This window comes from Brevibacillus sp. 7WMA2, assembly GCF_010748895.1.
GTDB classification, from domain to species: domain Bacteria; phylum Bacillota; class Bacilli; order Brevibacillales; family Brevibacillaceae; genus Brevibacillus_B; species Brevibacillus_B halotolerans.
On record NZ_CP048799.1, the window covers coordinates 2,018,354 to 2,032,379 of the forward strand.

The 14,026-nt window shown below is 38.7% G+C and carries 12 protein-coding genes and 3 pseudogenes; 4 read left to right on the forward strand and 11 right to left on the reverse strand.

What is annotated here, in order from left to right:
* Positions 1 to 9 precede the first annotated feature (9 nt).
* The 4 genes and pseudogenes from GOP56_RS07685 to GOP56_RS23875 all read right to left on the reverse strand — a co-directional run bounded on the left by GOP56_RS07685 (position 10) and on the right by GOP56_RS23875 (position 9,409).
* Positions 10 to 7,023, reverse strand: coding sequence for a non-ribosomal peptide synthetase (locus GOP56_RS07685; RefSeq protein WP_163245305.1), 7,014 nt, complete (start codon positions 7,021 to 7,023; stop codon positions 10 to 12).
* 573 nt (positions 7,024 to 7,596) lie between these two features.
* Positions 7,597 to 8,202 (reverse strand): annotated as a pseudogene (locus GOP56_RS07690) (ATP-binding cassette domain-containing protein).
* A gap of 208 nt (positions 8,203 to 8,410) precedes the next feature.
* Positions 8,411 to 8,632, reverse strand: a complete 222-nt coding sequence (locus tag GOP56_RS07705) for a hypothetical protein (RefSeq protein ID WP_163244155.1) — start codon at positions 8,630 to 8,632, stop codon at positions 8,411 to 8,413.
* A 498-nt stretch (positions 8,633 to 9,130) separates the two neighbouring features.
* Positions 9,131 to 9,409: pseudogene (locus GOP56_RS23875) on the reverse strand (YolD-like family protein).
* Between the two features lie 134 nt (positions 9,410 to 9,543).
* On the opposite strand from GOP56_RS23875, the gene GOP56_RS07710 reads away from it, so the two are divergent.
* Genes GOP56_RS07710 through GOP56_RS07720 form a run of 3 tightly spaced genes read left to right on the forward strand, consistent with a single transcriptional unit; the run spans position 9,544 to position 10,209 of the window.
* Positions 9,544 to 9,714 (forward strand): hypothetical protein, encoded by a 171-nt coding sequence (locus tag GOP56_RS07710; RefSeq protein ID WP_022586654.1) that lies wholly within the window; start codon positions 9,544 to 9,546, stop codon positions 9,712 to 9,714.
* A 21-nt stretch (positions 9,715 to 9,735) separates the two neighbouring features.
* Positions 9,736 to 9,897 (forward strand): hypothetical protein, encoded by a 162-nt coding sequence (locus GOP56_RS07715; protein ID WP_003343659.1) that lies wholly within the window; start codon positions 9,736 to 9,738, stop codon positions 9,895 to 9,897.
* Between the two features lie 15 nt (positions 9,898 to 9,912).
* On the forward strand, positions 9,913 to 10,209 hold the full coding sequence (locus GOP56_RS07720; protein WP_022586652.1) for a hypothetical protein: 297 nt from the start codon (positions 9,913 to 9,915) through the stop codon (positions 10,207 to 10,209).
* A gap of 111 nt (positions 10,210 to 10,320) precedes the next feature.
* Here GOP56_RS07720 and GOP56_RS24165 read toward each other — a convergent pair whose 3' ends face one another.
* A complete protein-coding gene (locus GOP56_RS24165; protein ID WP_003343663.1) occupies positions 10,321 to 10,446 on the reverse strand; it encodes a hypothetical protein in 126 nt (41 codons plus the stop codon).
* Between the two features lie 211 nt (positions 10,447 to 10,657).
* On the opposite strand from GOP56_RS24165, the gene GOP56_RS07725 reads away from it, so the two are divergent.
* Complete coding sequence (locus GOP56_RS07725; RefSeq protein WP_254068668.1) at positions 10,658 to 11,068, forward strand: hypothetical protein; 411 nt, start codon at positions 10,658 to 10,660, stop codon at positions 11,066 to 11,068.
* A 319-nt stretch (positions 11,069 to 11,387) separates the two neighbouring features.
* On the opposite strand, the pseudogene GOP56_RS24255 reads toward GOP56_RS07725, so the two are convergent.
* From GOP56_RS24255 to GOP56_RS07750, 6 genes and pseudogenes are all read right to left on the reverse strand, one after another.
* Positions 11,388 to 11,567, reverse strand: a pseudogene (locus GOP56_RS24255) (glucosaminidase domain-containing protein); the annotation flags it as partial.
* A gap of 302 nt (positions 11,568 to 11,869) precedes the next feature.
* Entirely contained in the window at positions 11,870 to 12,040 is a 171-nt protein-coding gene (locus GOP56_RS07735) for a BhlA/UviB family holin-like peptide (protein WP_254068669.1), read from the reverse strand.
* Between the two features lie 90 nt (positions 12,041 to 12,130).
* Positions 12,131 to 12,262, reverse strand: a complete 132-nt coding sequence (locus GOP56_RS24170; protein ID WP_256380007.1) for a hypothetical protein — start codon at positions 12,260 to 12,262, stop codon at positions 12,131 to 12,133.
* 183 nt (positions 12,263 to 12,445) lie between these two features.
* Positions 12,446 to 12,571, reverse strand: a complete 126-nt coding sequence (locus GOP56_RS24175; RefSeq protein ID WP_256380008.1) for a hypothetical protein — start codon at positions 12,569 to 12,571, stop codon at positions 12,446 to 12,448.
* Between the two features lie 901 nt (positions 12,572 to 13,472).
* A complete protein-coding gene (locus GOP56_RS07745; RefSeq protein ID WP_163245311.1) occupies positions 13,473 to 13,706 on the reverse strand; it encodes a DUF7667 family protein in 234 nt (77 codons plus the stop codon).
* Between the two features lie 93 nt (positions 13,707 to 13,799).
* On the reverse strand, positions 13,800 to 13,988 hold the full coding sequence (locus GOP56_RS07750) for a helix-turn-helix transcriptional regulator (protein ID WP_022586643.1): 189 nt from the start codon (positions 13,986 to 13,988) through the stop codon (positions 13,800 to 13,802).
* Positions 13,989 to 14,026: the final 38 nt, after the last annotated feature.

Genomic DNA, 14,026 nt, shown 5'->3' on the forward strand with positions numbered 1-14,026 from the left:
GTAACTTATTTACTTCAGAGCAAAACTCGCTTCGAGAATCTCTTTGAGTATGGAGCCATTTTTAGTAACTTGTTCTCCGCTAAGCATCCTCGGATGATCTCCATAGCCACGATAGTTTATAAATCGTTCAGATGCCCGTGCCCACACTTCCTCATTCCATTTTTCAGCCTCATAGGCTGTTACGTTTCCTTGCTCGCATTCTGCTTGGATGAGATGAATAGCGGCCTTTATATTACCTTCATTTACCAATTGATTATGGAACATCAGATAACTGAACATGTTTTGAAAAAAACTTTGTTTGATAAAATCGTTAGTTATGAACTGCTCTAGATCCTCTTTTTTCATATTAAACAGCTCGTTATTTTCTGCTATTTTTTTAAAATAGGCTCCAATTTCTTTTCTTGCTTCAGTAGCCGTTTGTTCAATTGTTTTATCCTTCCAATAGGAGTCAAATAAAATAATGCTGGACACCTGTCTTCCTTGGTTTTCCAATACTTTAGCTACTTCAAAAGCTAAGTTACCGCCAGAGGAATACCCCATCAAAGTATACGGCCCCTCAGAATCGATCTGAGTAATTGCATTGACGTACTGCTCAATGCGATTGTCTTCTTCTATGAAGTCAAAGCTATATAAAGAAATGTCGTGGACTTCTTCAGCAAGCTTTTGATAGAAGGTACTGTGGGCTGCAATCGGTGTAAAGCTAAATACAGGTCGATTTGTTTCTTTATTTAGTAGAATCGGGTAACCCGCGTTTTGCTCGTACTGCTTATGCAAAATAAACTCTGCCATTTTTTCAATCGTTGGATGCTGGAATACGAGATGCAACGGCAACTCTTCCTGCATGTACTCATACACCTTTGATATGAGAAGCATCGCTTTTAAGGAATGTCCCCCGATTTCAAAGAAATGATCGGTGATGCCAATTTTCTCTACTTCTAATACTTCTTGCCAAATAGCAGCCAATTGTTCCTCTACCATGTTTCTAGGGGCAATATATTCTTTTGCTGCAACGCCAACGTTCTGAGGCTTTGGCAATGCTCTCTTATCTACTTTTCCGTTAGCAGTAGTAGGTAGTTCTAAAAGCTGTACGAAGTAGGTAGGAACCATGTAGGCTGGGAGTTCCTTGGAAACAAATTTTCTCAGATCAGCCAGTACAACTTCCTTTTCAGCTACAAAGTAAGCACATAAATATTGCTGTGCATGTTGATCCTCTTGAGAAGTAACCACTACCTCCCCAACACCTTGATACTGAAGAATGGTAGATTCGATCTCTCCTATCTCAATTCGGAAACCTCGTACTTTGACTTGTTCATCTACCCGACCAACATATTCTATCGTGCCATCTGGACGCCACTTGGCCAAATCACCCGTTTTATACATGCGCTCCCCAGGTACAAATGGATTAGCAACGAACTTCTCTTCTGTTAATTCTGGTCGATTTAAATAACCTCTACCCAGTCCACGACCTGCTATGCATAACTCCCCTACTACTCCTATAGGCTGTAAATGATGCTCATTATTAACAATATAGACAGTTACATTGGCTAGCGGTCGACCAATTGTAATCGCTTGATCTACTCCAATTGCTCTTTGGATCGTCGTAACTACACTATTCTCCGTAGGTCCATACTCATTGTTAATCTCAATAGCAGGATTTTTTTGTTTAATCTTTTGGACAATTTGTGGTGATAATTTTTCTCCTCCAAGAGTGACACAACGTAATTGGTGTAAATCCTCTGCTGTAGCGCTATCCACAATTGCATTAAACAGACTTGGAACACCATAGTAATGAGTGATTGATTCAGAGGCGATCAATTTTCGTAGTGCAAATGGATCTTTTGACTCTTCTTCCCTTGGCAAGATCGAAGTGGCCCCTCCAAGCATAGGAGCAAACAAACTAGCTACAAATCCATCAAAAGCAAATGAGAAAATCTGCAGAGCTTTATCCTTTGGATTAAATGCATACTCGTCTCTTCTCCATTGCAGGCAGTTCACGATGGAATGATGTTCAATCATGACACCTTTTGGTTTACCAGTTGTACCTGAAGTATAGATTACATATGCCAAGTCAGTTGGTTGGTTCACAACTGTGAGATTGGTTCCATCAACTACATAATTTTGCTCCTCATCTAAATCTAGCCTCACCATATTAACTGCTAATCCATTGAACAAATGCGACTGGGTCAGTAAAAGAACAGCACCGCTATCTTCTAAGACATATTCAATACGTTCAGTAGGATAAGCTGGATCAATAGGAACATACGCCGCCCCAGCTTTCAAGATTCCCAATACGCCAATAATCATTTCAACGGAACGTTGTGCCATAATCGCTACTAGCTGATTAGCAACGACTCCTTTATTGCGTAATGTACGCGCTAATTGATTGGCTTTTTCATTTAGCTTTTGATATGTTACTTTCTGCTTGTTCCAAATAAGTGCTACTTGATCTGGTGTTTTTCTTACCTGTTCTTCAAAAAGCTGATGAATCGTTGTATCTTGCTGATAGTTTCTTTTTGTGTTATTAAACTCTTGTAAAAGCTGATTTTTTTCTGCATTCGTCAATATTTCGATAGTAGCTAGCTTCACTTCAGGATTATCTACGATCGCTTTTATAATCTGAAGGAAATTTGTCGTCAAGCGTTCTATTGTTTCCTGACGGTACAATTTGGTGCAGTATTCCACACCAATCATGATTTGATCTCTTTCTTCTGTAGCGATAAAGGTGATATCGAATTTAGAGTGTTTCCATTTATTTTCCCCTTCATAGGTAATAAACCGTAGCTCATCTAATTCAATAGAATCTTCCCCTCTGTTTTGGAGAGTAAACATGGTATCAAACATTGGATTTCTGCTTACATCGCTTTGTAGCTCCAGTTTCTCCACTAGCTCTTCAAATGGATAATCCTGATTCTCATAAGCTTGTAATGCATTTAGTTTTACTTCTATTAAAAACTCTCTAAATGATTTTGATCTAGCTGGTTTATTTCGCATGGCCAATGTATTGACAAACATCCCAACAGTGCTCTGTAAATCAACATGCGATCGACCTGTAACCGGTGTACCCACAATCAGATCTTCTTGACCAGAATATTTGGAAAGAAGTACATTATATGCGGCTAACAAGACCATATAAAGTGTGGTTCCTGTGTCTGCAGCTATCTTGTACAAGCCTTCCATAAGCTCTTTGCCAGTTCCTCTTGTGATTACATCTCCGTCAAAGCTTTGTGTATTTGGTCTCGGAAAATCTGTCGGTAGATTTAACACAGGAATTTCATCTGCAAATGTTTGAACCCAGTGGTCTTCCTGTTTTTTATACAAATCCGTCTGAGACTGTTCATGTTGCCATTCAGAAAAATCCTTATATTGAATCGTAAGCTCCGGTAACGTATTCCCTTGATACAATTCCACCAATTCGCTGATGATGATCCCAGATGATACTCCATCAGAAATAATGTGATGCGTATCTACTAGTAACAAATAACGATCCAATCGGGTTTGAACAAGCTTGACGCGAAGCAATGGTGCCATATTTAACTGGAATGGTTTGATAAACTCATCAATGATTTCTTCCAGCTCTTCTTCAATAGTTACCTGATAATCGACTTCAAAATCAACTACTGAATGGATTTTCTGTATAGGAGAACCATTTACTAACTCGAAGGATGTACGTAAGCTCTCATGACGGTTGATTAAACCTTTAAAAGCGGTTTCTAGTTTTACCAGATCAAGTTTTCCTTCCAGTAGCATGATAGAAGGCATGTTATAGCTGATATCTATCCCATCAAACTGGTTAAGAATAAACATTCTTCGTTGTGCTGCTGAAACCGGATAGTAATCTTGCTTTGTAGCAGGTCGGATAGAAATGATCTGCTTCATACGCTCGCTCTCCAAGTATTGGGCTATTTCTTCGATCGTTGGTTTTTCAAATAGGACACGTAAAGGAATATCCATTTGATACTCTTTATGCATTTGAGATATAACCATCATAGCACGTAAGGAATGTCCACCTAATGCGAAGAAATCGTCCTTACATCCAACTCGATCAATACCTAAAACTTGTTGCCAGACAGTAGCAAGTTGTACTTCCAATTGTGTTCGAGGAGCCACATATTCTGTGTTAAGCAAAGAATTGTCTGGATCTGGTAACGATCGCTTGTCAATTTTTCCATTTGCAGTTAATGGCATCGCCTCAAGTGAAATAAACGTAGAAGGAATCATCGCGATCGGTAGTTTAGCTGCTAAATGGGCACGTATTTCCGCTATGCTTACCTCTCTATCCGTAACCATATATGCGCAGAGGAATTTTTCCTTCGCTTGATCTTGCTTCGCTACAACGACTACTTCTCTTAGACCATCAAGCTTACGCATTTGTGACTCAATCTCACCAAGTTCGATCCTAACCCCACGGATTTTTACTTGATCATCAATTCGGCCCAAATATTCAATATTTCCATCTGGTAGCCACCTTGCTAAGTCCCCTGTTCTATACATTCGTTCTCCCGCGACAAACGGATTTTTCACAAATTTCTCTTCCGTAAGCTCCGGTCGATTCAAGTACCCTCTTGCTAGACCAACACCAGCAATGCATAACTCACCTGCTATCCCAATTGGTTGAAGGTTCTCAGAATTAGCCTGGACGATGTAAAGTTGGGTATTATATATAGGTTTACCAATCGGAATTGCAGCTAGTTCCTCATCTGTATCACAATCAAAATACGTAACATCGACAGTAGCTTCCGTTGGTCCGTATAAATTGATTAATCTAGCTTCACACACGGAGGAAACTGCTCGACGGAATCTATCAACATGCTGTGGTGGCAATGCTTCACCACTTGCAAAAACCTGCCGTAAAGACTGGAGTTTTTCCTCTACCAACTCACTTGGCTGTTGTTCAACATAATCCAGAAAAGCGTGTAGCATCGCAGGAACAAAATGCATTGTTGTAATGCGATGTTCGGCTATTGTCTCTAAGATTTGCTCAGGGTTCTTTTCTCCTCCTACAGGTAAAAGGCACATTTTGGAGCCCACCATCGACCACCAGAATAGCTCCCATACTGATACGTCAAACGTAATCGCTGTTTTTTGCATAATGGTGTCAGCGGATGAAATAGGGTATTTTGCATGCATCCACATCAGTCGATTTATAACTGAATGATGTTCAATCATAACTCCTTTAGGCTTCCCTGTAGATCCTGATGTATAAATAACATAGGCTAAGTGATTCGGACCATTTATCGCTTCCAAATTCGAACCATCTTGGTGATAGCTTTGAGCGTCATTTATATCTACTATCTTCCCAGAAAAAGTAACTCGCTCCAACAAATGGTTCTGACCCAAGAGTAGTTTTGCTTTTGAATCTTCTAGCATGTAGCGGATTCTTTCCTCTGGAAATTCCGGGTCGATCGGCATATAGGCACCGCCAGCTTTTAAAATCCCAAAAATTCCAATCATCATCTCTAATGAACGTTCTGCCATGATTCCAACTAATTGATCAGCTATTACTCCTTCAGAACGTAGCTTTCGCGCTAACTGATTTGCTCTTTCATTCAGTTCCCGGTAAGAAAGTTGTTCCCCCTCGCAAATGACAGCTATCTGATCTGGTATACGTGCTGCTTGTTCTTCAAATAGCTGATGAATCAGCTTTTCGCGTGGATATTCCATTACCGTATTATTAAATTCAGATATAATCATATTTTTCTCTTCTTCTCGAAGCAGGGATATGTCCGCTATTTTTGATGTAGGATGATGAATGATTGTTTCAATAATGGTAAAGAACTGTTGAATTAGTTGTTCCATCTCCATTTCTGTAAACAACTGTGCTCGATAATTTAGTTGAAACAGAATTTTTTGATTATCTAATTCAATCACATTCATTTCAAAATCATTAATGACGTCTCCACAAAAATTCTCATCAACTTCAATTTCAACATTTTCATACTGCGAATAATTCATAGCACGGTACTGTACAGAAACACCAAAGAGACGTTGAAGGTCCTTATGCTGATGTGCTTCTCGTAAATCTTCCATCATTTGATTGTACGGGAATCTTTGATGGCGTAGGATCGAAACCTGCTCTTTTGATACAACTTTCAATAATGAAAGCAAATCCATCTCAGGATCAACGAATACCCGTGTTGGCACTGTACTAACGAACATTCCTAGCATTTCTTTTTCCTTTTTGGTTGTTTTGTTCGCATAGAATGTACCAATTGAAACATCATTCTGTGTTGTCTTTTTATGCAAGTAGATGTACAACGCAGTCATAAAGATTGTTAACATACTACTGTTTGTTTGTTTGCAAAACTCATACAGGTTATAATACAAACGCTCTTCTAAGATAATATTTTTTCTTTTTCCAGCAGTACTTAAGGTAAGAGGATTATATGATTTAAACCCTATCACTTCGGGTAAGGTGCTAAATTTATCTACCCAATACGATTTATCCTTTTGATAGCGATCCGATTTTTCATAGTCCTGCTCCGTTTGTATAAAGTCGAAATAAGTATAATTCTCTGTTATTTCTGGAAGCTCATCATTTGCAATCTGAGAATAGTACTCGTTCACTTGATTGATGAACATTCTTGCAGAGATTCCGTCGCAGACAATATGATGAATTTTGACATTGTACCAATATTCTTGGTCACTAATCTTGCAAATGATAAATTGATACAATTCTGAATGTAGAAGTTCAAATGGTGTACGATTGTGCTGGTCCAGCCACTTTAATGCCTTAGCTTCTCCATCAACACCTGAAAAATCGAAACATTCGAATGATTTTTCGCTATATTCCTCCACATATTGCTGAGGATAGCCATTTTGAGCTGTCAATTTAATCCGAAAGGCATCGTGCCGGAAAATAATCATATTTAAAGCTTGTTGCAAGGCACCTAGACTTATATTACCTTTCATTTTAATTGTCAATGAAATCGACGATACACCCGTATTTGGATAAAGTAATTCAGAGTACCAAATCCTTTGTTGAGGATGAGTCAACGAAAATAATTGAAGCAAATCCTTATTCATATTGCTGCACCTCTTGTTAGAAATTATAGTTTATATAAAAAAATACTATGATTGCTTACTATGTAGATGCTATCGGCATGTTGCAAGGTTTGACTGTATGTTAGGATAGATGACGTTAATCTAAGATTTATGAGAGTTATGTCTAGAGATGTAGGGAGTCGCTTGAGGAAAGACGGTACTTTATGCAGAGGAATCATCATGATGTGAGAAAAGATTTTTTGTATATGAATCTATCAAATATTTTACCATCACCTCTTTTACTCAAGGATAATTGAAGCGGTTGTATGCGATCATACTTGGCCTCCTTTTCGATGGGAGTGACATATTGTTGCAGCAAAAAACCTTTGACCTCACTGTAAAAGCTAAATCACATATTCCACAAAAATATATTTTATGAAAAAATAAACATTTGCGACTCACCATAACATATTAGCATTATTCTTCCATTGAAGTGTTTGTAAATTTTGTGAACTTTTATATATATTTCTGTAAATTTCATGCTGAAAAAGTCAAAGATGCTATTGACCGTACTATACTAATGAATAGAGATTGCTTTGTCAGAAGTGGTTTCCCCTACAATAAACGCAGGTAATGTCTCTCTTTCACTTTCATCTCATCAGGTGTCCCATGATCCACGATAGAACCCTGCTCCATCACGAAAATGACATTTGCTATCTCTGCAGTTTGCATTTGATGCGTTACGATCACGACGGTACGTTGATCCTTTAATGAGCGGATCGCGTCACGAACACATGATTCGGAATGTGAATCTAGAGCAGACGTAGGCTCATCAAATAAAACGATAGGAGTTTTTGATAATAAAGCACGTGCAATGGCGATTCTTTGCCGTTGTCCTCCTGATAAACGTACCTTATCCCCTCCAATGAAGGTTTTGTATCCATCAGGCAACCCCAGAATAAATTCGTGAGCATACGCAGCTTTGGCTGCTTCAATAAGTTCCTCCTCCTCTGCATCAGGCCTCCCAAATCTAATATTCTCTTCAATCGTTCCTTCAAATAAATGCGGATCTTGTGGAACGTATGCTATCAATTCTCTCACCTACGTGAGAGTGTGAGTTTTTGCATTTTTAGCAAAGAAATTTATATCGCCTTCCGCAGGGGAATAAAACCCTAGTAGCGCTTTTAATAACGTACTTTTCCCAGAACCACTTGTTTCCACTACAGCGGCTAATATTTCCAAACTAATCTCCGTTTAGCTTAATGAGGCACTTCGTCTAATACTTTATTTTTTCTAACAGATAAATCATCTTCAAGAGCCTCTATCTTCTCTAGCATTCTTTCGATTATGACATTGCTCATATTATGGCTACCAGTTGTTCCGATCCCAAAACAACGTCTTATCTCCCTATGTGGAACGATATGGTGAACTACTGTAGCACCAGTGAGTAAGCCTTTATCAAAGCAATGTTTGCAGAGTGGATGTGCTTTCTTAAAAATCCTATTCTTGCTTTTCCCCACTTGGCATCGTAGCCACGTTGCGTAGATGATCCGCGTTCTCGATCATACTGCTGATGTAAAGGACAATAAGTTACTCTTGTTAAGGTTGGGCATCTGGAATGCAGACAGGTCTTTAATGGTTTGCTAGGCATTGTTTCATCTTCCTTGTTTCATAGAAAAAATATCTATCAAAATGACCTATATATTTATTTCTTTTCTTTTGTGTACCTATTGCATATATCATGCAGTAAAAACTAGAGTTACTGTTACAGAAACTACAATTTAAACAGAGTAATTGCAACATGATGTAAACATTAAGTACAAAAGAAAAAAGCACCACACTGGGTGCTTACAGCGGGTAGACAAAATACAGAAAGGTATGAAGGTCTGCACGCTGTTAGCCCTCCGGTACTCTGGAGGGTTATTATAGTATCCATGCCTCACTGACAATACATTCTATGCTGTAGTATTTCCCCAAAAATACAAAAAGCCGCCGAAAAAACGGAGACGGCGACCTATATAAATTCTTCCTTAAACCTAGTGAGTCACGGGCCATTTAATGACACCTCACTAGGCTATTAATAGTGAGGTGTTGACCGTATCCCTGTTCCCACAGGCAGTACGTTCTATGCAATTGTAAGATACTCAACTTAGGCTTCTACACCAATCACATCTTCTACAGGAATCCACCAAAAATCCTCATCGTTCTTTAACTTGATCTGTTTAAACGTTGAATCAAACCTATCTATTCATCCCCAAGCTGATTCAATTACTCCTCGCCCCTCTTTTGTTTCTTTCCACCAGCTAATCGTAAGGGCATAGTCGTACTGACGTGAGCCAGATATCCTGTAGCAAAACTCGGCCAGCTCATCCTCTTCAATGATCGGTTTCTCGATCAGTTTCTTATCCTCGTGATGCTGACGTAAAATCTCTGCATTTTTCTATGGGTACATATCTAGGACTCTCAAAAAATGGACTTCTTGGTTTGATACTAGTCTATTTCCCTTCTCTTCACTTGTGCATTATATATATAACACCACTGATAAACTAGGGAGGGAATACGATGAGTAATAACAAGTGTGCAGAAAAGGAAATTGATAAAATCGTTCGCAACATCAAAAAGTTTAAATGCAGACTAAAACATACAAGAAGAGAGAGCAAAGTAGAAGCAAATGAATCAAATATTCTCATCACGGAGATCCAGAGATTAATCGAACAAGCATTGCTCACATAGAACAGAAAGGGGTTATGAACCATGAGTGCCAGTCTCTGTAAACGTTTGGAAGAAATCGAGGAAAATATTAAAACACTCACAAGTCAATTCCTGCACGAAGCTGACGAAATAAAAGCTGATTTCGAGGATATTAATGAGCAATTACGACAAACTTTAGCCGTCATTCAGCAATTGCTTGCATAAAGGGAGGAATTTATTTTGATCACTGACTTTCAAAAAAGCCTTTTGGTTGACATTTTTACTACAACAACAAGAATTAGGGCAACACAAAGAGCAATTCTTGCTTTAGAAAGGCAAGCTACTTTCGGTTTCGCAGTGCTACTCTCTACGCTGTCTAATGAGAGTAAAGAGCCAAGCGAAAAAGAAGATATTCTACTCGCACTCACATTCGCCCTTAGCGGACTGGTAAGTCAAATCAGAACATTGCGTGAATTTTTACAAGGACTGCAAGAAGAATTAACGTTGGAGACGAACGCACTGGCAAAAACCCTCTGAATAATGGCCGCAAACCACCCTGCGAAATCAAACGAGCCAAGCTGGGTGGTTTGTTCTATCCAACATCTACATAGGAAAAATTGTTAGATCAGTATGCATACTGGTAGTCGATCATTGCAGTCTTTGGATTTTCGGCTTCTCAATCAGTTTCTTATCTTCATAAAACTGATGCAACATTTCTGCATGTTCTGGCAAGATGAATTTCGTTACAAGCGGATCAAGAATTTTGCTAGCCATCAAAACATCTCCTTAAAATACGAATATGCGTTCTTGTTTTATTAAATCTTGAAGAGACTATGCAATGGGTAAAATTACATGTTCAATAAATCTGCTAACCAATAAAAAATTATTTCTTATAATAAAAATAATTTTTAAAAATGTATTATATTTACATTTATTACAATATTATGTTATTGTATAGAGGTAATAGCCTACCCATTTAAGGAGAGTGATTATTTTGAGAAAAGCTTTAGTTGCTTTAGGAGTGCTTGCAATGGTTACAGCCGCAGTTCCAGCATCAGCTTCAACTCAAATCTCTGAACCTAAGGAAATTACAGCAAATGGCACTGTACAGTTTGGAGATACGGTTACGCATAACATTGCTGGATATTCTAGTTCCAGTACAGATACTCTGGAATTAGGTAACTATGGTAATCATACAATTCGTGTTAATGTAAATGAGATTTATCATGGTTCTATGGGTTCTAATACTGTAAAGGTCCATATTAATGAGGATGACGCGGGATATCTTCAACCTGGAAATAATTATTTTACCGTTAAGGCAGGCTCAGCAAGCTTTAAATATTATGGTAAATCGACTGGAACTAAATCCTTCAAAGTTACGTACTATAAATCATAAGCATATAGTTTTTTGAAAGTTTCACTAAGTCTATAAAATAGGTTTCCAACAGTTTAGATTTTACTTCTCTGTTGGGAACCTTTTATTATTCACATCCTAAAAATCCCTTTCAGTTTCACCATTTAATTATTTCTGTACATGGTTAACACTTGATAGCCCTCACTTTTAGTAGCTCAATTCCGTTACAAAAATCTCATATAAATCAACTTGGTTGCTGACATATTTCGTCAACTAATTTTTATTCTGTGGTTCCTGTCCACTCGCCACGCGCAATTCATCAGCCAATTGCCCGATCCTAACAGCTACATCCCTCATCTCCACCTGATGGGCCTGTTCCTTTGATGCCAAAGAGGTTGGTTCCTCGCTTGATTAGTCCACTTTCCCCCCAAGCTGATTCAAGGATTGCTTGAGCAATTGTAAGGGATGCAGGTATCTTTGTTTTCTTCATGTCAGCTACAGAACTTGGTGCGATCTTATTTATAAAGTCTTGTGGTTTCATTGCTTGTTCCCTCCGTTGTCTGGTTTTACATAGCTATAAGCTCCCGAAGCCGTAATCCAACGACTACCGCTGATAGTAAATTGGTTTTTACTTCTCCGTTTGGAAGAAATACAAATAGAGCTGAAAAAGCCATAGCGACTAATGGAGCAAATTTATTCGGAACTCCAAACCCTTTACACACCAGTTAGCGCCGCAACAATTGGGGCTAATGTAGCGATATCAGTGGTCATCTCCATTCCTTATCCCACCTTTTCTTTTCGTTCTTGGATATCACTACCAAGTTCTGCTAAACTCCGTTCAATCTATTGCAGGGTAGTTGTATTTCTTTCGAGCAGAATCACCATTTTCTCGTTGTGTTTCATGAGTTTTGCTTCACGTTCTTTCCCATCTTTTTTGGTAGAAAAAAGTAACCATACAAACAAAAAAGCAAATGGCCCCTGGGACATCACTGCCTTGTAAATCATTTCTTCCATGCGTCCCTTCTCCTCATCACCCCCTAGGGGCAAAAGTAAAAAAGGAGCCGCATCTCCCCATGAAAAAACGCCTTTTAAAATGAGAAGGCGCTATTTGGCTAATTCTTCGTACCCAAGTACAGTAAGTTGTCTTTTAACCTCAGGACGTATTTTAATCGGAACCTGAGGATAGGGTTTGTCACCATCCAATATTAGATATACATATATGGTCGCAAAAGGCATGATGGACTCACCCCCTTTCACTAGCATCCGAAGCCAAAAGAAAAACGCCCCTAAAGCTCTTCTAATCAGCTTCATTGGCGCTTAATTGACTTTCAACTTTATCTCTAATTTTTTGGGGAACCTATTCCAAAGTCTTGTCACCAGATTTAATTAGTGAGCAGTAGATTGGTACCATTGAATTCATTAGGCATTACCTCCAGATTGTAATTCTAAAAATTGTTCAAACAGCTCTGTTACGGCAATCATGATAGCTGTAATCCGCTTGTTCGATTCTAAATTTTGCTCGTACATGTCTGTGACAGTGAGCATTAGATCCCGCTTTTCCTATTCAAGTTGGTCTACCTGATCTAGCAGTTTCTTTTTCTCTTGCTCCAGCTTTTCTTTGACAGCACGCATTTTCTCTAAATCCGTCGATTTTGCTATTTCCAATCTATATCACTCCCGCTCCCGTTTAGTCGTAGGAAAAACCAAACGCATCAAATTCAATCGGGCCTAAACTGTCATTAGCACAAAGACAGTGATCCTCACGTTTAAACCCCAAATTGAATAGCTATTGGAGCTTTATATGTTTTAAGGTATTGTCTATCACTAAGCTAGCGTTGTTGTATTGATCCCAGACTCGTGCTGTATAGTACTACTCCGTATCAGCTTGTAAGTATGCTGTCACTTTATGCGTACTACTACCACTCTCTATCATGCCTATGTTGTATATTGAGTTATCTTTGATAAGTACCTGATAATACTTTTGAGTACTCCCAACATCGGGGGGCTGTATGAACACGATACTGACAAATTCGAAGAGTATATGCAAAATATTTACGACTAATTGGAAAAATGCGGGTGTTTTGTGGATGCGTATATGGCTACATACTTTTTCAACCGTATAACCCACAAACAAGAAAAACCCTCACGCTTACAGGCGCAAGGGTTCTGATCGATTAATACGTATTCATGTATTGGTTACGCTCCCACTCGTGAACACGCGTGCGGAACATACTTCCTCTAATCAAACAATATTTTTTAATTCGAAAACACGCGTTAAATCAATGTTTTACAGGTTCTGTAGTTTCAAATTATATCATCGCTTTTCAAAAAAATGTGGGCAAATTGTGGGCAATTTTGTGGGCAAATTTTTGAGCATGTCTTAGCGGTCTTTTGGATACCGTTTAGTTGTATTTGAGAGCATACCCCTTTTTAAAATGAAGGGGGCTTATTCCTTTTTCAACTCCTCTATCTTCTCTATCCTTGAACATAGATCATGCTGCCAGTCCGTGTTGTTCGTCATACTGACGATCAAGAATACGTTTTTGAGTTTTGCAATCTCCCAAGCTCTTTGTGCGTTTGCACTCATGCAATGGCTCATTTCTGTCATTTCCGAGTCAGTAAGCTCCCTTGTCTTATTAATAAACCAAAGCTCTGCCATCCATTGATGGACGATCCACATCTGCACCAGCTCCTTAATCTTGATGGTACAGTGTATGGCAGAGAAAAAACAAAAATGCATGTCCTCACAAATATAAATCCGCCATTAACGGAATTATTCTTCCCAAATATCTTCTACACTCATGTTTAGAGCCTTTGCAATGCGAATTGCAACCGGTAGGGTAGGTAAACTTTCTCCCCGTACGATTTGGCTCATTGCAGAAGTAGATAATCCTATACGTTCACATAGCCATTTCTGCTTAACCCCACGTTCCCCCAGTATTTCTTTCAACTTACATCGCATAAAATCACCCCATTGCTCACTTCATTACACGGCTTGTC